Source organism: Lentimicrobium sp. S6 (assembly GCF_013166635.1).
GTDB lineage: Bacteria > Bacteroidota > Bacteroidia > Bacteroidales > UBA12170 > UBA12170.
Genome location: NZ_JABKBZ010000001.1, coordinates 152,602 through 174,619 on the forward strand (window position 1 = coordinate 152,602; position 22,018 = coordinate 174,619).

18 protein-coding genes and 2 pseudogenes are annotated in these 22,018 nt (G+C 35.3%); 6 read left to right on the plus strand and 14 right to left on the minus strand.

Features of this window, described 5'->3' with window-relative positions; genetic code table 11:
* Positions 1 to 68: 68 nt before the first annotated feature.
* The 3 genes from HNS40_RS00660 to HNS40_RS00670 all read left to right on the plus strand — a co-directional run bounded on the left by HNS40_RS00660 (position 69) and on the right by HNS40_RS00670 (position 4,359).
* The gene (locus HNS40_RS00660) at positions 69 to 1,955 is read left to right on the plus strand and encodes an ATP-binding protein (protein ID WP_172276165.1); all 1,887 of its coding nucleotides are present in this window, start codon (positions 69 to 71) and stop codon (positions 1,953 to 1,955) included.
* Positions 1,956 to 2,094: 139 nt separating this feature from the next.
* A complete protein-coding gene (locus tag HNS40_RS00665; protein WP_172276167.1) occupies positions 2,095 to 3,945 on the plus strand; it encodes a glycoside hydrolase family 36 protein in 1,851 nt (616 codons plus the stop codon).
* A gap of 12 nt (positions 3,946 to 3,957) precedes the next feature.
* On the plus strand, positions 3,958 to 4,359 hold the full coding sequence (locus HNS40_RS00670) for a hypothetical protein (protein ID WP_172276169.1): 402 nt from the start codon (positions 3,958 to 3,960) through the stop codon (positions 4,357 to 4,359).
* Positions 4,360 to 4,482: 123 nt separating this feature from the next.
* Here the strand turns inward: HNS40_RS00670 and HNS40_RS00675 are convergent, their stop codons facing one another.
* The 7 genes from HNS40_RS00675 to HNS40_RS00705 form a co-directional block, all read right to left on the minus strand.
* On the minus strand, positions 4,483 to 5,643 hold the full coding sequence (locus HNS40_RS00675; protein ID WP_172276171.1) for a leucine-rich repeat domain-containing protein: 1,161 nt from the start codon (positions 5,641 to 5,643) through the stop codon (positions 4,483 to 4,485).
* A gap of 103 nt (positions 5,644 to 5,746) precedes the next feature.
* Positions 5,747 to 7,366 carry an apolipoprotein N-acyltransferase gene (gene lnt, locus HNS40_RS00680; protein ID WP_172276173.1) on the minus strand — a complete coding sequence of 540 codons (1,620 nt, stop codon included), beginning with the start codon at positions 7,364 to 7,366 and terminating at the stop codon, positions 5,747 to 5,749.
* Positions 7,367 to 7,693: 327 nt separating this feature from the next.
* A complete protein-coding gene (locus HNS40_RS00685; RefSeq protein WP_172276175.1) occupies positions 7,694 to 8,632 on the minus strand; it encodes a methylated-DNA--[protein]-cysteine S-methyltransferase in 939 nt (312 codons plus the stop codon).
* A 259-nt stretch (positions 8,633 to 8,891) separates the two neighbouring features.
* Positions 8,892 to 9,572 (minus strand): outer membrane beta-barrel protein, encoded by a 681-nt coding sequence (locus tag HNS40_RS00690; protein WP_172276177.1) that lies wholly within the window; start codon positions 9,570 to 9,572, stop codon positions 8,892 to 8,894.
* Between the two features lie 250 nt (positions 9,573 to 9,822).
* Positions 9,823 to 10,359, minus strand: coding sequence for a cytidine/deoxycytidylate deaminase family protein (locus tag HNS40_RS00695; RefSeq protein ID WP_172276179.1), 537 nt, complete (start codon positions 10,357 to 10,359; stop codon positions 9,823 to 9,825).
* 1 nt (position 10,360) lies between these two features.
* Positions 10,361 to 10,912, minus strand: coding sequence for an AAA family ATPase (locus HNS40_RS00700; RefSeq protein ID WP_172276181.1), 552 nt, complete (start codon positions 10,910 to 10,912; stop codon positions 10,361 to 10,363).
* A complete protein-coding gene (locus HNS40_RS00705; RefSeq protein WP_172276183.1) occupies positions 10,909 to 11,499 on the minus strand; it encodes a TIGR00730 family Rossman fold protein in 591 nt (196 codons plus the stop codon). Before HNS40_RS00705 ends, HNS40_RS00700 begins: the two co-directional genes overlap by 4 nt.
* 168 nt (positions 11,500 to 11,667) lie before the next feature.
* On the opposite strand from HNS40_RS00705, the pseudogene HNS40_RS00710 reads away from it, so the two are divergent.
* Together HNS40_RS00710 and HNS40_RS00715 are read left to right on the plus strand one after the other, a co-directional pair.
* A pseudogene (locus tag HNS40_RS00710) lies at positions 11,668 to 12,329 on the plus strand (IS6 family transposase).
* 52 nt (positions 12,330 to 12,381) lie between these two features.
* A pseudogene (locus HNS40_RS00715) lies at positions 12,382 to 12,555 on the plus strand (IS5/IS1182 family transposase); the annotation flags it as partial.
* A gap of 244 nt (positions 12,556 to 12,799) precedes the next feature.
* On the opposite strand, the gene HNS40_RS00720 reads toward HNS40_RS00715, so the two are convergent.
* From HNS40_RS00720 to pta, 3 genes are read right to left on the minus strand one after another with little or no spacing between them, the layout of a single operon-like run.
* Positions 12,800 to 14,014 carry an acetate/propionate family kinase gene (locus HNS40_RS00720; protein ID WP_172276185.1) on the minus strand — a complete coding sequence of 405 codons (1,215 nt, stop codon included), beginning with the start codon at positions 14,012 to 14,014 and terminating at the stop codon, positions 12,800 to 12,802.
* A 12-nt stretch (positions 14,015 to 14,026) separates the two neighbouring features.
* Positions 14,027 to 14,998, minus strand: coding sequence for a 3-hydroxyacyl-CoA dehydrogenase family protein (locus HNS40_RS00725; protein ID WP_172276187.1), 972 nt, complete (start codon positions 14,996 to 14,998; stop codon positions 14,027 to 14,029).
* 33 nt (positions 14,999 to 15,031) lie between these two features.
* A complete protein-coding gene (pta, locus tag HNS40_RS00730) occupies positions 15,032 to 16,036 on the minus strand; it encodes a phosphate acetyltransferase (RefSeq protein ID WP_172276189.1) in 1,005 nt (334 codons plus the stop codon).
* Positions 16,037 to 16,447: 411 nt separating this feature from the next.
* On the opposite strand from pta, the gene HNS40_RS00735 reads away from it, so the two are divergent.
* The gene (locus HNS40_RS00735) at positions 16,448 to 17,425 is read left to right on the plus strand and encodes an acyl transferase (RefSeq protein ID WP_172276191.1); all 978 of its coding nucleotides are present in this window, start codon (positions 16,448 to 16,450) and stop codon (positions 17,423 to 17,425) included.
* A gap of 186 nt (positions 17,426 to 17,611) precedes the next feature.
* On the opposite strand, the gene HNS40_RS00740 is transcribed toward HNS40_RS00735, so the two are convergent.
* From HNS40_RS00740 to HNS40_RS00755, 4 genes are all read right to left on the minus strand, one after another.
* A complete protein-coding gene (locus HNS40_RS00740) occupies positions 17,612 to 18,241 on the minus strand; it encodes an HmuY family protein (protein ID WP_172276193.1) in 630 nt (209 codons plus the stop codon).
* A 40-nt stretch (positions 18,242 to 18,281) separates the two neighbouring features.
* Entirely contained in the window at positions 18,282 to 20,582 is a 2,301-nt protein-coding gene (locus tag HNS40_RS00745; RefSeq protein WP_172276195.1) for a TonB-dependent receptor, read from the minus strand.
* A 208-nt stretch (positions 20,583 to 20,790) separates the two neighbouring features.
* Positions 20,791 to 21,135: a hypothetical protein gene (locus HNS40_RS00750; RefSeq protein ID WP_172276197.1), complete on the minus strand. Its 345-nt coding sequence runs from the start codon at positions 21,133 to 21,135 to the stop codon at positions 20,791 to 20,793.
* Positions 21,136 to 21,302: 167 nt separating this feature from the next.
* Complete coding sequence (locus tag HNS40_RS00755; protein WP_216664146.1) at positions 21,303 to 22,010, minus strand: SDR family oxidoreductase; 708 nt, start codon at positions 22,008 to 22,010, stop codon at positions 21,303 to 21,305.
* Positions 22,011 to 22,018 lie beyond the last annotated feature (8 nt).

Genomic DNA, 22,018 nt, shown 5'->3' on the forward strand with positions numbered 1-22,018 from the left:
AAGCTTGTTTCTTATGGTGGTAATTCGTATATTGCATATACAGTGCATGTTACATTAATGTCGCCTTTATGAGAAAAAATAGGAATAAGTTATATAGCTTTTTAGTTTTGGTCGTTTTCTGTTTCTCTATCGCATTGGTGATAGCCCAGAATGTAAACAAACATGAAGAAAAAAACATCTTAGTTTTACAGAGCTATCATCAAGGATTAGAATGGACCGATAATATTTCTGCAGGTATACAATCTGTTTTTAAAGACAGAACCGATGTAAACCTACTTTTTGAGTATTTAGATACTAAAAGAAATTATTCTCCAGAATATTTTGAAGCACTAAAAGTGATGTATAAAGCGAAGGCATTACAAAACCCTTATAAGGTGATTATTGCTTGTGATAATGCTGCTTTTGATTTTATGAGGATGAATTCTGATGAATATTATCCTGGTGTCCCTGTCGTGTATTGTGGTGTGAATAATCTTGATATTGAGGTATTGAAAAATGTCCCACATTTCTATGGTTATGATGAAAAAGTCAATTATAAACAAACCATAGCCTCCATACAGAAAATCTTTCCCAATAGAAAAAACATCCTCATCATCAATGATAGTACAACTACTGGCAATGCCATTAGAAAAGAATTAGATAAGGTGCTTCCTGATTTTAAGGAATTGAATTTTGAGATATTTTCTGAGTTTACCATATCTGATATAAAGGAAAAAGTAAGCTCATTAGACGATAGCTATGCCATCTATTTATTAGTGATTAATAGAGATAAAAATGGGGAATTTATATCTTATAAGAAAGGTATTACAGCCATTCATGAGGTGAGTGATGTTCCCATTTTTGGTTCTTGGGATTTCTACGAAAACAAGGGTCTTTTTGGTGGAAAGATAACCAGAGGTTTTGATCAAGGGCAACATGCTGCACATATGGCAGAGGCCATCATGAAAAAAGATGTCACAGAATATATTTCTCAAATAAATACAGTCATAAACAATTATGTTTTTGATTATAGAGAAATGTTAAGGTTTGATATCAGTTTAGATCAACTTCCTGAAAATAGCCTGATTATCAATCAGCCAGAAAAGAATGCGAACCTTTTGCAAGCTATTATTATCGCAATGATTATCTTGTTAGTGATTGTTATATTTTTAACCCTAAGGTTAAATTATAAAAGGAAAAGAGCCATTGAATTACAGGATTTGGTAGATGAGAAAACCGAAATTCTTTTAAGAATGAATTTATCTTTAAAAGAAATCAATACTAAAAAAGATAGGTTTCTCTCCATTATGTCACATGATTTAAGAGGTCCTTTTAGCTCAATACTTGGTTTCACAACTATGCTTAATGATGATTTTGAATCCTTAGATAGCCAAGATAAGAAACAATTTATTGCAAAGATTAATAGTGGCTTAAAAAGTACATACAAGTTAATAGAAGATTTATTGTCCTGGTCTTATGCGCAAAGCGGATCTGTTGAATTTAAACCTCAACGAGAGAATATTTCACTAATAACAAAAGAGATTATTGAAGTATTGGATTTTTCTGCGGGCCAAAAATCCATTACCATCATCAACAGAATTCCAGATTTGGTATTTGTTACTGCTGATAAAAATATGATTTCTACCATTATTAGAAATTTGATTAATAATGCCATTAAGTTTACTCCAAGGAAGGGTATTATCGAGGTGGATATTGAAGACAGAAGCAATAAGAATAATAAACAATGTCTAGCTTTCTCTGTGAAGGATAATGGTGTTGGAATTCCTTTTGAAATACAATCAAAGCTTTTTGATATTGGAGAAGTTATTTCCACTAATGGAACAGATAATGAGTCGGGAACTGGATTGGGACTGATTCTTTGTAAAGAGTTCGTGGATAAGCATAATGGGAAAATTTGGGTAGAAAGTGAGATCAATAGGGGTAGTAAATTTGTATTTACATTGCCTGTGATCTAGTGTGCTATGTTTTACTGATTTATTTTCAATCAGGCCTATTTTTCAATCATACAATTTTAGCCATGATCAATAGAATATTTACATCATGAGAAATGATTGATAAGATTTCCTACATTTGTGATGGCTAAAAATTAAACACATGAAAAACCTCATTTATTCCATTGTATTATTGACTTTTATAGGATGTTCCAATTGTGGAGAAAAACCACAAAGCATTGCTCCCATGAATTCACAAATGATTCCCTTTATTGCCGATAGTATTTCGGTGGATGGTGATCTAGAGGATTTTGAAGTAAAGATTAGTAGTGAGAATCTTGAGGAAGGATTAGATATAGTAAAAGTGAGTTTAACAAGTAAGGTTACAGCTACACCACCTAAACTGACTCTAAAATGGCAAATTCCTTCTATCGATATTGCCAAGTTCTGGAACCCTAATTTAGGTGTGGATAAGGCCACCTATTATTCCAATAATGTAAAAACCAGTGCCACTCGTTATGCTCCTGTTTTGAGTTATATGAATATGAACGACGAAAACCGTATGACTGTTGCTGTTGGCGATGCTTTAAATAAATTAGAATTAGGTTCTTACCTTAAAGAAGAAGATGCTAATTTTCATTATTACCTGGTACTTTTCGATGAAGAGTATCCTGCTATCAAAAACTATGAGACTGAAATACTCGTGGACCGAAGAAAGCAAAACTTTGCTCAAACACTTACTGGAGTGACAGACTGGTGGGCCAAACAAGAGAATTATAAACCTGCAGAGACTCCTCAAGAAGCTTTACGCCCTATGTATTCCACTTGGTATAGCTATCATCAAAGCTTAGATGTGGACGAGTTGCTAGAAGAGTGTAGAGAGAGTAAAAAGATGGGCATGGAAGCCATTATTGTAGACGATGGTTGGCAAACCATGGACGATAAAAGAGGTTATGCTTTTACTGGTGATTGGAAACCAGATAGAATCCCCAATATGAAAGGTTTTGTAGACCAAGTTCACGATTTAGATATGAAGTTTCTGCTTTGGTATTCTGTTCCTTTTATTGGTAAGAATGCCGAGAACTATCCTCGCTTTAAAGGCAAATACTTGTATTACTGGGACAGCCAAGGTGCTTGGGTTTTGGATCCACGTTATCCCAAGGTTAGAGAGTTTATCATTGGAATATATGAAGACGCCATGGCCGATTGGGGATTAGATGGATTTAAGCTGGATTTTATGGCTTTCTTTAAGCCCGGAAAAGACACTGAACTAACTGCAGAGGATGGTAGAGATTATGCATCGGTTTATCATGCAGTAGACCGGTTGATGACTGATATTATGGCTCGTTTGAAAGAGAAAAACCCAGAGATATTGATAGAATTCCGTCAGCCCTATATTGGTCCTTTGATGCGTAAATATGGAAATATGCTTCGCGCCGCAGATTGTCCCAATATGGCTACCATCAATCGTGTTCGAACTACCGATACTCGTTTACTAGGTGGCTCGTCGGCTATTCATGCTGATATGCTTATGTGGCACCCAGATGATGAGGTGGAACATGCGGCTCTCCAGATTTTAAATATTATGTTTTCTGTTCCTCAAATCTCGGTACGACTCAATGAGATTCCTCAAGAACATAAAGATATGATAGCCTTTTGGGTGGATTATTGGAATGAGAACCAAGAAGTATTAATGAAAGGTGATTTTACGCCTCACAAACCCGATGAATTATATCCCGTCCTTATTGCTCAAAATACAGAAAAGGCAGTTATAGGATTATATGGAAACGATATAATTGTGAGCGATGGATTTGAGAACTTACAAGCTTTCGATATTATCAATGCTAGAAATAAAACTCAAATAGTGATTTTGAATAATCAGGACTTGGGAACTTATCAGTTGCAAGTTTTGGATTGTATGGGAGAACTAGTATATGAAAAAAGTATTCAGCTGAAGAAAGGTGCTGTGGCTATTGATGTACCTGCTTCTGGTTTGGTGAAGTTGACAAAATAAATACAGGTTTAGATGAAAAAGAATAAATATATTTTCATATGGTTAGCATTGATTTTGAGTGCATGTTGTGAATTAAAAGGACCATATCCTGTTGCAGCAGTTTTGGTTACATATGAAAATATAGATTCTCCTCAATCATTACAAGCATATCTGACTGAGAGAAATAGCTTAAGTAATATTAACGATACTATTCTTTTGGGTGAGTTAAATGAGTTAAACAACTTTTCTATAGTTATTGAATTCGATGAAGATGCCCCAAACTATATTCTATTTATTGAAGAGACTGATTATATGGATACTATTTCTGAGATTTATTATTATAGAAGTGAAAAAAAATGTAAAGAAACAATTGAAGGTTTCCGATATCAATTTAATGGTCAATTAAAAACCAGTAATAGACAAATCATCTATTAGTGACTATACTTCGGAGAATAGAATACGTTGAATAAAGGGGCTATTGCTATTGATGTTCCTGCTTCGGGATTGGTGAAAATATGGATATAGTGAGTTATTGTAAGTTGACTTTATAGCTGGAGATTAAAAAAACAAGCGAATATCCAATTCCAGCAATTCGGTTCTCAACTTCTCCATTTCGGCTCTTTCTTTATCAGTCATTACAAAGGAGTTTCCCATCAGATAGATTTTTCTAAGGCTTTTGATTTCGGTGAGTTCATAGGGGAATTCGGATAGACTGTTCTCTTGAAGATCGATTTCGATAAGCTTGGTCATTTCACTTAAATCTGGAATCTCAAAAATACGATTATAACCCAAGTCTAAATAGAGTAATTGTTTCAAATGGGTTAAGCCTATGGGCACCATGATGATTTCGTTATGATGGAGATATAGTGCGATGAGATTTGGTAGTGTGAATAATGTATCAGGAATTTGGGAAATCTGATTATAGGCCAAATATATTTGTTCCAGTTTTTTAGCATTTCCAATTTGTGCTGGAATTTTGGTGAGTTTATTGTGATAGAAATCTATCTCTTTAAGTTTCTTCAATTCCCAAATCTTCTCAGGAATAAAGGTGAATTCATTTCTATAAAAAATTAGATGCTCCAATTCTTTGAGCTCAGAAAAAGAGGGAGGAATATCGCTAATTTGGTTGATGCCTAGATTTAGACTTACTAGCTTTGTGAGTAATTCAAGGTTATCGGGTAGCTCAGTAATGCCGTTGGCACCAATATGAATACTCTCCAAGTTTTTAAGCTTTCGGATGTCTCTTTTGCTCAAAGTTTGAATTTGATTATAATTGAGCTTAATCTCTTTTAGACTGTCCATTTTTTTAATAAAACAGGGGATTCTTTTGATTTCATTTTTACTGAGATCAAGGTGCTTTAGTTGCTTTAATTTCCTGATGGATCTAGGAATTCTTTTTAATTTATTCTCTGATAAATCGAGATTGGTGATGCTGTGGTTCTTTTTAAAACTAATGCGTTTCAGATGGTTTGAACTTAGAATAATGGTTTCTAGGCTGTCAGATTCTGGCCATGTTTTCTTTTTGATCTTCTCAATTTGATTTCCATGTAAATAGATGATTTTGGTATTATGGAAACTCGTCAACTCAGGAGCTTTTTTTAATTCTAATTTGGAAAGATGAACTTGTTTAACAGTGTCTGGCTTTAATTTAAAAAACTCCTTCAATTTTTCCTGAATTTCAACTGCTCTCACACTATCTTCATATAGTCGTTGTGACATAAAGATAGAGTCATGTATAATTAGGATAGAATCTCTATTTTGTTGTGCTTGAGCAAAATTGGAAAAGGATAATGCAATTATAAAAAATCCAAGGATAAAAGAGTTAATCGACTTCATTTGGCTTTTCTTTTTTAAAATAAACAGTCACATTAATGAGTAATAAAAGGATGGCAAAGAAGACAGAAGAACGACCTAGATAATCACCATACTTCACATAAAAAGTAAGTTCTGAATTGGCTTTCATTGTGTGTTTTCGAGCATCTTGAACCCAATAAGCGGTAGCTTCCGTCACATCGCCTCTTTGGTTGATAAAACAAGAGATTCCAGTATTGGCAGAGCGAGCCACACTTCTTCTGGTCTCTATGGCTCTGAGCCTTGAAAATGCCAAATGTTGTTGATGTCCTGGAGTGTTTCCCCACCATCCATCATTAGTAATAACCATCAGGATTTGTGCACCATTCTTAACAAACTCGGTCACAAATTCGCCATAAATACTCTCGTAACAAATCAATGGAGCGGCGCCTATTCCTTGGGAAGAATAGAATACTTTTCTTTCGGTATCATAGCCTAAACTTCCCGCAGTACCTCCCAAATTAAAAGCCATAAATTGCAGTGGTTTTAGTAAGCTTTTAAAAGGCATTTTCTCGGGACCGGGAACCAGTTTGCTTTTGTGATAGGTGTCTTCCACTTTTTGATGATTCATTATAATGGCTGTATTGTATTCATCATAGATTCCTCCATTCTCTGTTTCGCGAGAAGTACTGGTAGCTTCATCTAGAAAACGATAAGTACTGCCACCTATCACCATTTTTAAATTTGGAAATTCAGTCATGAAATTTTGTAGTCGAGGAATGGATATTCCTTTCTGCATTCTGGCACCTACTGTCATGGAAGGTTCTTGAATTCCTTCTTGAATGGCAGATTCTGGAGCTACCCAAAACTGAGTTTCCTGAGAGATTAAAGGAATAGATAGTTGAATCATTCTATCGATAACTTCCTGAGGAGGGCTTAGAAACTGCTCACTCCATGGATCCATATTGGGCTGTACCACTACAACTTCGGTGTCTGTTCCTTTTTCAGTATAAGTTTGATATTGGTAAATGGAGAAAAGTAAAGGAGTCAGAATGAGCAGGAAAATAGGGAAGGAAGAGAAAACGAGTTGACTGGCTCTTGGTTTATCCTCCAATAATTTTTTTAATAATTTGTAAATTAGGATGTTTATGATAAGTATCCACCAAGTACCACCAAATACACCAGTATACTCATACCATTGTATAGCATATGAATGATTGGCAAAAACATTACCTAAATTCAACCATGACCAGCTTAAATCCCAATCCAGATGTAGGTATTCAAAAGCCACCCAAAAAATCGGAAGCAAGAAAATGGCATTTCTATTATGATGAAAATACTTTTTCGAAAAGCTAAATACCACCCACACCAAACTCATAAATAGACTATTTAAAACAATGGCCATTATGGCTCCAAATATGGAGGAGTTCCATATCCACCAAGTACTTAGTGCATTCCAAGTAAATAGAGCAATATAGGTATACAGAAAAATATTTCGCAATGGCTTTTTAGATTCTTTGCTTAGTTGATCTTCGATAAAAAACAAAGGAATAAAAGCAATGAAAATAAGAAAAGGGAAGCCATGAGCAGGCCAAGCCAAGCTTAATAATACTCCGCTAATGATAGATAATAATAACTTAGATTTTAGCATATAAATAGAATTTGTGCTAATGATGATGCAATGGATAATTAGTATGAATGCAAAAATAAGCAAACCTAACGATATGAGTAGTAAAAAATTGGAGCGACAGGGCAAACTCGTACTTTTATTTTTCTTATTTTTTTACTGAAGCTAGCTTCGTGCGTTTAAAACACACTCTATGATGCTAATTTTTTCGCACGGAAAACATACTGATGTTACAATCAGTAGAACTTTTCGCGCTAGCCTTTTATCTTAGATCGCTCTGTTTTCTTGTATCTGTAGCTTTATTATTAAGTATGAGTTTGCCCTGATACTAATTAATAATCGAAATCAGGTTTAAAATACCCGAAGCTCAGTTTGGTGTTTTTCGAGGTCGAGCAAACGACTTTTGGTTACTAAGCTACCAGAATAGCTACTCAACTGTCCTCTTTTTGTTAATAATCGGTGGCAAGGGATAATGATTTCTATTGGGTTTTGTTGGGCAGCATAGGCAATGGCACCACTAGTTTTCTTGTTGCTTATTTGTTTTGCTAACTCGCCATATTCTTGGGTGTTTCCGTAGGGGATATCTAATAAGATCCTCCAAACCTTCTTTTGGAAGTCACTACCTTCAAGGTATAGCTTACCCGTAAACTCAACTTTAGTACCAGAAAAGTATGCTTTTAGTTGTTCAGAAAATTCATTATTTGAGTTTGATTTTTTATCAAAGGCCTCCTCAGAAAAGCTTAATCTGGATAATGCAAAATGATTAAAGCTAAGCTTCAAGATGCCCAATTCGGTTTTTAAAAAGGATTCGTTTTTGATGCTTTTTAGTATCCTAAAAGCTTCCGTGGTGTTTTTTGCTTTTAATACTTGAGGGGGAAGGTCATGATTGGTAATGCCTCCGCTTCCCTCAATGGCAATCACCGTTTTGTTGTTTTTTATAAAATGATTCAGCAGTTGTTGTGAGCCAGCTCCACCGCCAATTAATATTCCAGCATCGGCCATTTGACTTATTTGGCTATGTTTGGCATAGCTGTCTTTGGTGAGGTAAAGCTCCGACACTATTTTTTTATCACTTGGCTTTTTGTGTTTTTCTATGACACAAATAGTGGTGATGGGGAAATCTCTCACAACTTCAAATGCATGAGCAAATGTTCCTGTTACATTCCCTGCGATTAATGATATTCCTTGCTTTGCAGCTGTTCTTCCTACTAGGCTTGCTGTTTTGGCATTCTTTTTAGAGCATTCCTTGCCATATCCTAAAATGGCCAATCTGATTTGAGTGTTGATCATGGTCTTTCCTCCTTCAACAAATATAAAGAAAAAAGGCATAAAAAAAGCTGCTGAATTATTGAAATTCAGCAGCCTATACTTTTTGTTTTTTTTACTTAGTCTCAGCAAGAAGACTACCTTTTTTCTCAGTGGTTGATAAGAAAGCTTCGAGAACGAGGCTTAGTCTTTCTGAAAATCAAGGAGTCCCGATATTAATCATCAGGATGACTGTTTTCAGAAAGGCTATAACGATTTATCGGAGTTTTCTTGCAGCCACTACTTAGAATGGCATAAAAGTAATACCAACAGAAATAGGATAGGTTTCAGGTCCTTTGTTGGCTACAAATAATTTATTCAAACTATAGTAAGCATAGGCGTGAACCCATTTATAACCCACACGTGCTTGAACACCAAAACGAGTTGACTCTAGCTGATTCATGTCTTTTTGCTTCTCAGTGCTTCCATAACCTAAGGTACCATCCTCATCAAAAGCATCTCCTTTGATTTTGGTTTTAGAATCTATTAAGAATCCAAACTTCATACCTAAGGTAAAACGCATTTTGTTTTTAGTGACATAACGCATTTCAACAGGAATATCAATATAGGTAACGTTTACTTTCGATCTTTTTAATTTAACCCCAGAAGGAACAGGAGTAAAAGCAATAGAATCACTTTTTACATTAGGAACATAAGCGTTTTTAAGATAAAGGTTCTCTGAAGAAATTCCCAATCCACCTGCAAAACTAAATCCATTATCACCCATCAAATGATTGTACATCAAGAATACATTGGCACCTTGATTGATGGTTCTGGTTTTAATACCTGTAGGCATGTCCATCCAGATGCTGGTATACAAGTCGTAACCAACAGATATTTTTTTCATAGTAGTTTCAGCAACTGGTTGTGCAAATGCTCCAAAACCAATAATGGCTAAAAGTGAAAATATGACTGCTTTTTTCATAAGTTTATTTTGATATTTTTTCTTTGCTAAACTCTAACAACATTCATTAAAGCCAGCTTAGATTTCAAATACTAATTACAATTTATTTTCGGAATCATTTATAAATAATGATGTCCTAAGGTTTTATTATTTCAAATATTGGGGCAAATATACAAAATAATCATCCGAACCCTTGTTCATGATTTTAAGGAATAGGTGCTAAATAATGTTAATAATATAAGATTCAGAGGAAAAGGGGCTCTTTAATGGCCTATTCTTTTCTGAACATATCGGTGTTATCTATCTTCTGACCACTATATTGTTGTATTTCATCATGCATATAAGTCAACTCGATACCCACTTCTTTGAACATCTCCTCTGATTCGTCTCCAGCATGATATTTCCTTTCGCAAACCACTCTTTTTATTCCGCAATTGATAATGAGCATGGCACAAGTTCTGCAAGGAGTCATTCTGCAATAAAGCGTTCCGCCTTCTAGGGCAATTCCTCTTCCTGCTGCTTGGGTGATGGCGTTTTGCTCTGCATGTACTGTTCTTACACAATGTTGTGTAACATGGCCATCCTCATGAATGACTTTTTTAAATAAATGTCCAACATCATCACAATGGGCCAATCCTCTTGGAGAACCCACATAACCCGTCACCAAAATTTGCTTGTCTTTAGTAATCACGCAACCGCTCCTTCCTCTATCGCAAGTGGCTCTTTGGGCTACAGTATCGGCAAGCTGAATGAAATATTCATCCCACGATGGGCGAATGTGAACTTCAGTTTTATGTTTTTCAGACATATTATAGTTTTTCGATGATTTTTTCTGTTTGAATGATTAACTGATTTCTGTCTCCATTATTGTCAATAGAAAAATCGGCCATCTCAATACATTTTTTCAGATTTTGTTTGTTGGGATCGGTGCTGTTCATTTCCCTAGCTTCATTGGCTAGAAATGTTTCGTAGCTGATATGATCAGTCGCGGATGCTCTTAATTTAATTCTCTCGTAACGGACGGCAGCATCAGCATCAACAGCAAAAAGATAAAAACTCCCTTTTTCTCTTAACGAAGTGATTTCCCCAGGAGTTCTGATGCTTTCAATAATACAGTTTTTACCGCTCTCTAAAGCTTCAAAATATAATTGGTCGGTAACATAAGAAGGCGAATTTTGGGCTCTGAGTTCATTGGCCAAAGAAGTCATGCTATCGCGATTATTGGGCATTCCTCTTTTTTCCATTTCCTTTTGCAAATATCCACGTACTGAAAAATGCGTAAAGCCTTTTTCTTTGGTCAGGTATTTTACAATGCTACCTTTTCCAGCTCCTAAAGTTCCTGTAATTCCTATGATGATCATTTGCTTTCTTTTTTAATGTCTTTTAGCCATTTGGTCATGGTGATGGGTTTGTAATCAGAAAGCTTATTCATTAGCGTTTCAGTATTGCTATCCACCATTAAATTATCCAAATGCTCTTGTCTGATAAAGCCTTCGCCCACACCAAGCTCAAAAAAATTCACCAAATGCGAGAAATAGTCTTTCACATCTAATAATCCCATGGGCTTTTCGATAATATGCAATTGATCCAAAACCAATACCTCAGCCACTTCATCCAAAGTACCAAAACCACCTGGAAGCGCAATAAAAGCATCCGACATTTCTATCATAATGTCTTTTCTTTCGGCCATTGAATCTACGGCTATCATTTCGGTAAGCTCAGTATGGGCCACTTCTTTTTCGATGAGATGATGAGGCATTATGCCTATCACCTCTTTACCAGCAGCCAACATTTTGTCAGCCAATATTTTCATTAAACCCACATTGGCACCACCATAAACTAAGGTCATATCATGTTGGATTAAATAATCGGCTAATTCCTCCGCTTTCTGACGATATATAGGATCGGTTCCCATGCTGGAACCACAAAAAACACATATTTTCTTCATGCTGCGAATTTAGGGAATATTTATATTGGCCTGTAGCTTTGTGAAAGTAATGGCGGATTAATTGTTTTTGAGTATTCCAAGTGCCTTGAGTACTTAGCGTGGTTCTGTCGCATTAATTAGTCAAAGGTAAAAGAATTTCTACTTTTACCACCAACAAAACCATAATTGATGTTCAAGCACCACCGATATCTCAGTATTATCATCCTTCAAGCAGTTTATTTCAAATTAAGGTTCACCTTAAGCTATAGGGATGTTGAGGAATTGCTTTCAATAGGAGGAGTAAAGGTTGACCACTCCACTATTCAAAGGTGGGTTTTTAAGTTTAGTCCTTTGATTGAAGCAAATATGCATCGAAGGAAACGGAAGGTCAATAATAGCTGGAGGATGGATGAAACTTATATCAAGGTAGGAGGCAAGGACCACTATTTATATAGGCTGTAGATAAATATGGAGATACCATTGATTTCCTGTTAACCAAGAGAAGAATGAAGGGTTCAGCACAGAAATTATTGAAAAAAGCCATTGGTAATAATGATATTCCAAGGGTTATTAATATTGATAAAAGCGGAGCAAATAAAGAAGGGATAAGGACAATCAATAGAAGGAATTTTAAGGAAATTAGATGGCGACAATGCAAGTATTTAAATAATATTGTGGAGCAAGACCATCGGAATATCAAGAGAAGAATAGCCATTAGTACTGGATTTAAAGAATTTGAATCCGCTCAAAGAACTCTAGCAGGAATAGAAACCGTATGTATCATTAAAAAGAATCAGATAGAAAACTCCAAGGCCACTGCTTTCAAAACATTTTATTCTTTAGCTGTATAATATTTAATTATATTTGATTTTTAAAACTATGGTTGGATTAATGCGACAGAACAGTAAAACAAGGTTTAAAGTTGAACGCCCTTTCGGAGGAATAAAAATTTGGTTTTTAGGAGGTGCTGCTAAATACAGAGGAATGAAAAAAATGCACACTCAAAATCTAATGGAGGCACTTTGTTACAATTTATATCGGAGTCCTAGGATAGTTGCGTCTAATAGTAAAATTTAAGGAGAAAATGTTCAAAAACCCAAAGTGTTTAACGCTTTGAAATGCAATTAATCGATAAAAAAATGAAAAATTAGGGTCATTGAAAGAATTATGGTGTTATGCAACGGTCTTAGTTTACTCTTGTAAATGAGGATTTTGAAGAAGATTCCAACGAAGAGATGAAGCAAAAGATAAGCACTAAATGAAATAAAAAAGAGCTCTTTGTAAAGCAAAGAACTCTTTTTTATTGAATGCCTAGAAAAATTTATAGTTGGTCGATTTCTTTATCAATGATATCAAAGGTATCAGTCGCAATCACCAATTCCTCATTAGTAGGAATCAACATAATCTTCACCTTAGAATCTGGTGTAGAAATAATAGTTTCTTTACCTCTTAAGTTGGTATTGATGTCTTTGTCTAATTCAGCACCCATAAACTCAAGTCCTAAAGTAGCCTCTTGACGTGTTACCCAGTCGTTTTCTCCAATACCACCAGTGAATACAATGGCATCCACTCCACCCATAGCGGCAGCATAAGCACCAATATATTTACGAACTCTGTATTGGTACATCTTAAGAGCCAATTGTGCTCTTTCGTGACCTTCTTCTCCAGCTATTTCCACATCTCTCATATCAGAAGAAACTCCACTTACTCCCAATACTCCACTAAACTTGTTAATCAAAGTACTAGCAGTTGGTAAGGTTAATTCTTCTTTCTTAATGATATGGAATAAAGCGCCAACATCTAAATCACCAGAACGTGTTCCCATCATTAAACCTTCAATAGGTGTCATTCCCATACTGGTATCTAAAGACTTTCCTTGCTTAACTGCAGCAATAGAGCCTCCATTACCGAGGTGGCATGTAATCACATTAACCTCCTCAGGTTTTTTGCCTAATAAAGCAGCAGCTTTTAAGGATACAAACTTATGGCTAGAGCCATGGAATCCGTAACGACGAACACCATGCTTTTCATACATAGAATATGGAACACCATATAAATAAGAAAAGTCAGGCATGGTTTGGTGGAAAGCAGTATCAAAAACACCAACCTGTTCAATTTCTGGTAGTAGAGCAGTGATGGCATAAATACCATCTAAGTTTGGAGGATTATGAAGAGGAGCTAAATCTATAGTTTCTTCTAATGCTTGAATAACTGCATCATTAATTCTAACAGAACCACCAAATTTTTCACCAGCATGAACCACACGGTGACCCACGCCTTTTAATTCGTCGAGGCTGCTCATACAGCCATATTTCTTACTTAAAAGAATGCCTAATAAATATTCGATACCTTGCTTATGGTCTATGATTTCACCAGGAATAGTGGCTTTTGTACCATCCTCCATTTCGTGCTTAATCAATGAACCTTTAAGACCGATTTTGTCTACCAAACCTTTGGCTATCACCCTTTGACTAGGCATGTCGAATAATTGATATTTTAAAGATGAACTTCCACAGTTCAATACAATAATTTTCATTTTCTTGGTTTTTTATGAAATGCGACCTAAATGCTGAATATCTCCTTTTTTTGGTGTGCGCTTGCCATTAGGATAAGAATAAAATCCTTCGCCCGACAAACGACCAACCATGCCTGCTCTTACCAATCTCTTAATGATTGGAGAAGGCTTGTATCTGATTTCACCAAACTCGCTATATAGATTGTCCATCCATTTCAATACCTTATCGAGGCCCATATTATCTGCCAATTCGAAAGGTCCAGTTTGATAACCTGTTGTATGTTTAATGGTTTTGTCGATATCAGGAACTGAAGCAACACCTTCTAAAAGGATGCTACAAGCTTCGTTGATTAATGGGACAATCATACGAGTACTGATATTACCAGGAGATTCTTGTACTTCAACCATTTCTTTACCTACCATTCTAATGAATTTAGTAATACAGTCGTAGCTTCTGTCATCTGTTTTGATGGTTCTTACCGCTTCTACTATTTTTACTTGATCTACTGGAAGAATAAAATGTAATCCCATGGCCCTTTCAGGGATGTCCAATACCTCAGAAATCTCAGAAATATTTAAGGTAGCTGTATTGGATACTATAGTTGTTTTTTCATCAACCACGGCTTCAATTTTCTTGAAAACATCTCTTCTAAGATCTAAGCTAGTTCCTTTTTTCTTAGAGTGAATGGTTTCGATAACAATATTACTGCCTTTAAGGATAGAGAAGTCGCTTGAGCCTTGAATACGGCTTAGCATAGCCCTTTTTTCTCCTGCGGTTAAACCCCAACGGTTAATTTTTTCATCCAATTGCTTATCTAGAGCGTCAAAAATCTGTTGAACTCTCTCTTCGCTAACATCCACGAAAACTACGTCGATCCCGGCTTTGCTTACAAGACGAATAATTTGTTGTCCGGTGGTTCCGGCTCCAACAACTCCAACCTTTTGAAGGCTTCCTTCTTGTACAATTTTTTTGCCTAATGCAAAATCTGCTAATGTTTCAGCCATTGAAATATATTTATATGTTTTTTTATGTGTTTATTAAAACTTGTCTGCCGCTTGTAGAGAGGTAATCGCAATCATATTGATGATATCATCAGCTGAGCAACCTCTACTTAAATCGTTGATTGGTGCTGCCATTCCTTGCAATACTGGACCTACTGCCTCTGCCCCAGCTAAACGTTGCACTAATTTATAGGCTATGTTTCCAACTTCAAGAGTTGGGAAAACCAATACATTTGCTCGTCCAGCTATTTCGCTATCCGGAGCTTTTTTACTTCCAATACCAGGAATGATAGCTGCATCTGCTTGTAATTCGCCATCGATTTTAAATTCTGGAGCCATCTTTTGTGCAATGGCTGTAGCTTCTACTACTTTGTCTACCATTTCGTGCTTGGCGCTTCCCTTGGTAGAAAAACTTAAAAGAGCTACGCGAGGCTCTAAACCTGCAATAGCCTTGGTGGTACGAGCACTAGCCACAGCAATTTCTGCTAATTCGCTTGCAGTAGGATTAGGATGAACAGCACAATCAGCAAAAGTGATAATACCATTGTCTCCTATTTCTTTATTTTCGAAAACCATAAAGAAAGCACCACTCACTACAGAAATACCAGGTAAGGTTTTTACAATTTGAAAGGCAGGACGTAAAACATCGCCAGTTGAATTTTCAGCACCAGCTACTTCTCCATCTGCTTTACCATTTTTAACCAATAGTGTAGCTAGGTATAGAGGATTTCGAACTAGTTTTTCAGCTTCTTCTCTGCTTTTAATCTTCTTTCCTCTGATTTCTAATAGTAAATCAACATACTCTTCAAAAGCATCAAAGTTATTAGGATTGATAATTTGAGCTTTTTCAAGATTTGTTAAGTCATATTTCTGGGCTAATTCTCTAATTTCAGTTGGATTTCCAATTAGAATAATTTCGGCAATTTGATGAGCAATAGCATAATCAGCTGCTTTTAAAGTTCTTTCTTCATTGCCTTCTGGAAGTACAATTTTTTGGATGTTCTTTTTGGCTTCTTCTCTAAGCCCTTCAATAAAATTCATAATATGGTTTGTTTAAGTCCTAATACATTAATAATTAAGTATTTATAACTATGTTGAATCGTCGGCAAAGATAGGAATAAAAGAAAGATATAGATTCCTCAAAAATCAAAAAAAATGGCTGATTACTTAATTTAGAATTGTTCTTTCAAAAATATTTATAAAACCATAGACAACCTTTTATTTTAAACTGGGGTCTAAGCTACAAATACTTCAATTCATTTTGTAGTATTCGCATAAACCATTGAATATAACATATTGAAAGCGAAAGAGAATCACACAAACTCTCTTTCAGATGCATTTGCACAACATGCATCTATTAGTTAACCAATAAATGTTATTATCCTGTAGGATTTTTCCTATGGGATTTTTTTTGTACTGTTGTGTTTCCTTTCTAGTTATTTTTGCAATCGAATGGGAAACATCAATCTTTTTAACAATCACAGTTCGGAGGAATTCAAAAAGCTGAGTTTGCAGCTGTTTCAGAAGCAATATCAGCAAATTCCAGTGTATCGATCCTTTGTGGATGCTTTGAAAATAAAGCCACAACAGGTAGGGAAATTAGCCGATATTCCATTTATGCCCATAGAGTTTTTTAAAGATTATAAGGTTTTAGCGAAGAACGAGAAGACCGAGTTATTGTTTAAAAGCTCTGGGACAACGGGAATGCAGAGAAGTCAGCATTTTGTAAAATCGGCTAAAGTGTATAAAGAGAGCTTTATAAAAGGTTTTGAGTATTTCTATGGCCCAATTACCAACTATATTTTCCTAGCCCTACTTCCGAGTTATTTAGAGAATGGAGATAGCAGTTTGGTTTATATGGCTGACCATCTGATTGAGCTTTCAAAGAGTGAAGATAGTGGATTCTATCTAAACGATTATTCAAAAATAATAGAAAAACTTCATCAACTGAAAAGCAGTCCTAAAAAAGTCATGCTCTTGGGTGTGAGTTATGCTCTTTTAGATCTGGTGGAAATGCAAGACTTCGATTGCCCAAATCTAACCATCATGGAAACCGGAGGAATGAAAGGAAGAAGGAAGGAAATGGTAAGGGAAGAGTTACACGAGATAATTAGGAAGGGTTTTGGAGTAGAGAAAATACATTCAGAGTATGGTATGACGGAGTTACTGAGTCAAGCTTATAGCAAAGGCGATGGTATTTTCAGTTGTCCACCTTGGATGAAAATCATGATTAGAGATGTGAATGACCCGCTCAGCCTTTTGGAGGAGGGTAAAAGTGGCGCTATCAATATTATTGATTTAGCCAATATACATTCTGTCAGCTTTCTAGCCACACAAGATTTAGGTAAAATAACCGCTCCCAACGAATTTCAGATACTAGGTCGTTTTGACAATAGCGATATTCGAGGTTGTAATTTATTAATTGCTTAGGTTTCTTCCTCATTAAATCATCACGATTAATATGGAATCTCAGTTATGAGTTACCAAAACACCTGTCATTCCGATGCGCAGCGAGGAATCTTTAATAATTAATAGGACGCTATTGTTTTTTCATAAATAAAAGAACCCACCTTTATTAAAAGATGGGCCCCAATTTACTTCTCCACTTAAAATATTTTATTCAAATTTTCTGCCATCCCCAGCTTGAAAAGCATATTTCATATTGATAAAACCAGAAGCTCCACCTTCGCTATAATATCCTTTAATCCAAACTTTTGCATATTTGCCATTGGCAGTTTTTATCACATAAACATGATCGTTGGCTTCATAGCTAGGACCTTGGTTTCCGTGAGTCATCTCAATACATCCTTTAAAAGCGTCGTTACCAGTAGAGGTCATATATTCCACTCCTTGACCAGTAAAGGCTTCCACTATTAAAATAGTATCATCCACAATATAACCTGTTTCATTAGCTTCTAGAACTGAAGTAAAGTCTACTTCGCCAGCATCATAAGCACCACCTTGTCCACTCCCAGACTCACCGCCATTGGTTCTTACATTATAACGATTAAAAGCAATATCCCAAGTTAAAGAAGTGTTGTGATTTGTTGAGTCTACTTCTTTTCCTTCTTCGAATGAATAGTAAATCCAATCGTTTCCATAATCAGTTTTTCTACTTAAAATAACATCCCCTGTTTTTAAATCTCCTGATTGAGGTGTTACTTGCTCATCTTCATCTTTTGTACAAGAAGTGTTCACCATCACTAAGCTAATTAAAGCTATAAATACTAATTTAAAATTTTTCATTGTTTTGTTGTTTTTGATTGATTTTTATTTGTCTGTTTTATTATTTCTGAATGAGAGAACGAAATTCTCTATATAAATGGTCGACCTTTAAATTAAGGCTGATATAGCCTCTTCGCCCAGGTGAAAGGCTACTATTATTGCTAACGATTGGAGCTTTATAGTCAAAGATATTATCTACCCCAATAACTAAGTAAATACCATTATGAAAGCTTTGAGAGATGGTGAATTTCCACATAGAGAAAGGATCGTAATGGGCTAAATAGGAACCAACTTCCTGTTGTCCATTTACTTCAATATCGTCTAACTCATAATAGTCTTTTGCTCCCGTAAACTTTCCTGTGAGATTGACCTTTAGCTGATAAATTCGCTTGGTTAAGGTGTATTCAAACCTGATGTTTCCACTATGTGGTGATATGGCAGATATACTCTTATTATTCATTTCTTGTGAATCTTTGATATAGCTATATCCACCAGAAATAAAGAAATTTCTCTTAATATTATATTTAAACAAAACTTCTAGTCCATGCATTTGGGATTTGTCGATATTGGTATAATTATATACTTGTTTACCATATTCATCAAAAGACCAATAGCCACCTATTTTGTTTTTAAACCAGTTCTGATAAAAATTTGCGCTAATGTTGAAAACAGAACGTGTATATTCTGCTGAAAAGGAGAGGTAATTATTGGTTTCTGGGATTAGATTTTCATTTCCTTTAATATCGAACATGCCTAACATAGACCAATCCATATACAGTTCTTTAAGTGTGGGGGAGCGGAATCCCATAGCATAATTCGCTCTAAAAGTCACAGGAATCAGTTTATACATCATAGATAGTTTTGGAGTGAGATGAGTGCCATATGTACTGTGGTGGTCCATCCTAAATCCTCCAATCATATTCCATTTTGAGTTTATCTGATAATCATCTTGTGCATAGGCAATGATGGTATTTGAGGATTTACTAACTAATGAATCAATAGCACTTGAAAACATCATTGTGGCCAGTTCTTCAGCCAGATCTTCTAATCCTACAGTTAAAAAGTGCTGTTCATTGATACGCTGATTAAGAATAGCTTTTGGATTATAAAAATGATGATTATATAGTTTGTTCTTCCAATCTATTCTTTCATTTACTTCATACTTATGATACGTATCATCATTATAAGAGAGCTCTAAGTTAGATAGTTCAGAAAAACTAAAAATAGATTTTAATCCGAAATTAAAATCCTCATATCCATCATAAATATTGTCTTTTTTAAAATCGTAGATATTATGTTTATAGTAATTAGCATTTGCTCTCATCCGCCACTTATCAGTCACTTGGTACTCGAATAATTGTGAAATACTATAGTCTTCATTTCCGGGGATATGCATGGTCGGTAGTTCTACTCCTTTTAAATCATGATCTACATAATCCTTATGTAATGAATCACTACTAGTTAAAATATAAGCATCGGAGCTTTTAATATTAAAATTAGTCTTGGACATGAATTTATTCAAGTTGAAACCTAAAGTACCATGAAGATTTAAATTGGGTAGATCTAATTTGCTTTTATAGAAGTAGAAGTCGTCATTAGATTTTAAATCTGGATAGCTTGTCTGATTCATCTCCCCATACTTGCCACCTAAACTAAATTCAACTTTGTTATTGGGTTTTTTAGTGATGATATTGATAACACCTCCCATAGCTTGAGAACCATATAATGCAGAGGAGGCTCCTTTTACTATTTCTACGCGTTCCACATCGTTCATATTAATTCTGCTATAATCAACATTTCCCTCTGTTTCTCCAGCCATTCTTTCACCATCTATTAAAAAAAGAACGTAGTTGGCATCTAAGCCTTGTATTTTAATATCTGCTCCATAACCAGCCTGATGAATTTCTACACCAGGGACTTCATCCTCTAGTAAAGATCCTATTTCTGTGATTCCTCTACTTTCAATTTCTTCTGCTAATAATAGCTGTGTGATTACTGGAACGTCTTTTAGTTTTTTAGAAGTTCGAGTTGCGGTCACAACTACTTGATCGAGGTTCATGAGGTCAGTACTTAATTTGTATTTCTTATCCTCTCCAGGTAAAATGGTATCTAGAACAGTTTTATAGCCAGTAAAGGATATGACGATGATGCTCTTTTCAGATACACTATTATCGGATTTGCCTTCTAAAGAAGTAATGGAATAGGATTTCTTTTTTGTTTGTATGGACTCGAAGCTCAAATGAGCATAAGGAATGGGTTTTAGAGTTTCGATATCAACAATTTCAATCGTGCTTTGTGCTATTCCCTGTAGAGCAACTAGTAATATAGTTGAGCTCAACAAAAATGCAATAATGCTTTTCATAGTGTTATTTTATTAACAATAATTTATCAGGTAATACTTCTGATGGTCCGTGACCTAAGAATGATGGTTTTATTGGTCCATTTTCTAGCACAGAGATTTCTTAAGGACTAAGAAATTGATCTTTTAATATTTTGGGTATACAAACCTATCACTTGATACCAAATTGGTATTCAGAAGGGGTTTCAGGAATATTAAAAGATCTAATAAACTAAAGGATGGCTGGGGGTCCCCGCAAGCATCGGGTGTCTATGTATACCTGTTTGGCAGGTGTAGAAACATTTAGACTAGTCAATAAAGTATAAGCGGTATGTATATTTTTATTAATACTAGTTTCTGAAGCAAAAACATTAGAATGAAAATCTATTTTTAAACCAATGGTAGTATCTTTTTTGGAGAAGGTTTTATTCTCAGTTTTAATAAATGCTAAACTTTCAAATACATGGTCTCCATGCATTCTCTCCACGTGAAACTGAATAATAGAGGCAAAGGAAACCCAGAGAATTGCAAAAGCAATCACTAAATTAAAACCATTCTGTTTCCTCTGTTTATTCATGAAGCTAAATAGCAACAAAAATTCTGTTATTTAAGTAACAGAACACCAATATCTTTCTTATTTAATTTTGTTATAAATTAGGAAATGGTCCGAGTGAAATTCTTAAATGATAAAACTAAATGGTCAAAATAGAGCAATAAAATACTGTCTTTTTATTTATTGGCAAGCTATTTCATATGATGGTCAATGGCTGAGAAAAAATGTCCATTGGGGCCGTCATCACCTATTAAAGCAGGCGCTAATGCACCGGGTAAAACTGCTTCTACAGGATGGTCAGCAAATTCTCCACCTAAATCTGTACGTAGCCAGCCTGGATCAAGAGTGTTGATTTTAACAGCGGTGTCTTTCAGTTTTGAGGCAATATCGTCAGTAAGTTTATTTACTGCCCACTTGGAGGCACCGTATGGAGCCAATTCAGGTTCATCTTTAATTCCAGAAGTCAGATTAATCACACGCCCAAAGTTTTGTTCCATCATATCTGGGATAAAAGCTGCACAAAGGCTATACATGGCCATCACATTTACCGTGAAGGATGCAGACCATTCTTCCCAGCTGTGCTTCCAAAAGTCTTGATGATAAGGACTCATGATGGCAGCATTATTATACAAGATATCTACTTTTACATTCAAATTCTTTACCTGCTTAATGATATTTTTCACCTGCGACTCCTCCGACAATTCACCATAAACTATATCAACCTTTATGGGATACCTTTTCAAAAGTTCTAGACTTGTTTTGCAGCTGTCTTTTTTTCTTCCATGAAGAATAATGTGACATCCTTTTTTTGCTAATCCTAGAGCGATTTGTTGTCCGACACCTCTACTGGAGCCAGTAATGAGGGCTGTTTTACCCTCGATATTTATCATTGAATACATCTTGTTTA

Coding starts and splice junctions, on each gene's coding strand:
- HNS40_RS00670 (WP_172276169.1), top strand. CDS start 3,958: ATGAAAAAGAATAAATATATTTTCATATGGTTAGCATTGATTTTGAGT.
- HNS40_RS00660 (WP_172276165.1), top strand. CDS start 69: ATGAGAAAAAATAGGAATAAGTTATATAGCTTTTTAGTTTTGGTCGTT.
- HNS40_RS00750 (WP_172276197.1), bottom strand. CDS start 21,135: ATGAATAAACAGAGGAAACAGAATGGTTTTAATTTAGTGATTGCTTTT.
- HNS40_RS00675 (WP_172276171.1), bottom strand. CDS start 5,643: ATGTCACAACGACTATATGAAGATAGTGTGAGAGCAGTTGAAATTCAG.
- pta (WP_172276189.1), bottom strand. CDS start 16,036: ATGAATTTTATTGAAGGGCTTAGAGAAGAAGCCAAAAAGAACATCCAA.
- HNS40_RS00685 (WP_172276175.1), bottom strand. CDS start 8,632: ATGATCAACACTCAAATCAGATTGGCCATTTTAGGATATGGCAAGGAA.
- HNS40_RS00735 (WP_172276191.1), top strand. CDS start 16,448: ATGGGAAACATCAATCTTTTTAACAATCACAGTTCGGAGGAATTCAAA.
- HNS40_RS00705 (WP_172276183.1), bottom strand. CDS start 11,499: ATGAAGAAAATATGTGTTTTTTGTGGTTCCAGCATGGGAACCGATCCT.
- HNS40_RS00755 (WP_216664146.1), bottom strand. CDS start 22,010: ATGTATTCAATGATAAATATCGAGGGTAAAACAGCCCTCATTACTGGC.
- HNS40_RS00720 (WP_172276185.1), bottom strand. CDS start 14,014: ATGAAAATTATTGTATTGAACTGTGGAAGTTCATCTTTAAAATATCAA.
- HNS40_RS00690 (WP_172276177.1), bottom strand. CDS start 9,572: ATGAAAAAAGCAGTCATATTTTCACTTTTAGCCATTATTGGTTTTGGA.
- HNS40_RS00700 (WP_172276181.1), bottom strand. CDS start 10,912: ATGATCATCATAGGAATTACAGGAACTTTAGGAGCTGGAAAAGGTAGC.
- HNS40_RS00725 (WP_172276187.1), bottom strand. CDS start 14,998: ATGGCTGAAACATTAGCAGATTTTGCATTAGGCAAAAAAATTGTACAA.
- HNS40_RS00665 (WP_172276167.1), top strand. CDS start 2,095: ATGAAAAACCTCATTTATTCCATTGTATTATTGACTTTTATAGGATGT.
- HNS40_RS00745 (WP_172276195.1), bottom strand. CDS start 20,582: ATGAAAAGCATTATTGCATTTTTGTTGAGCTCAACTATATTACTAGTT.
- HNS40_RS00695 (WP_172276179.1), bottom strand. CDS start 10,359: ATGTCTGAAAAACATAAAACTGAAGTTCACATTCGCCCATCGTGGGAT.
- HNS40_RS00740 (WP_172276193.1), bottom strand. CDS start 18,241: ATGAAAAATTTTAAATTAGTATTTATAGCTTTAATTAGCTTAGTGATG.
- lnt (WP_172276173.1), bottom strand. CDS start 7,366: ATGCTAAAATCTAAGTTATTATTATCTATCATTAGCGGAGTATTATTA.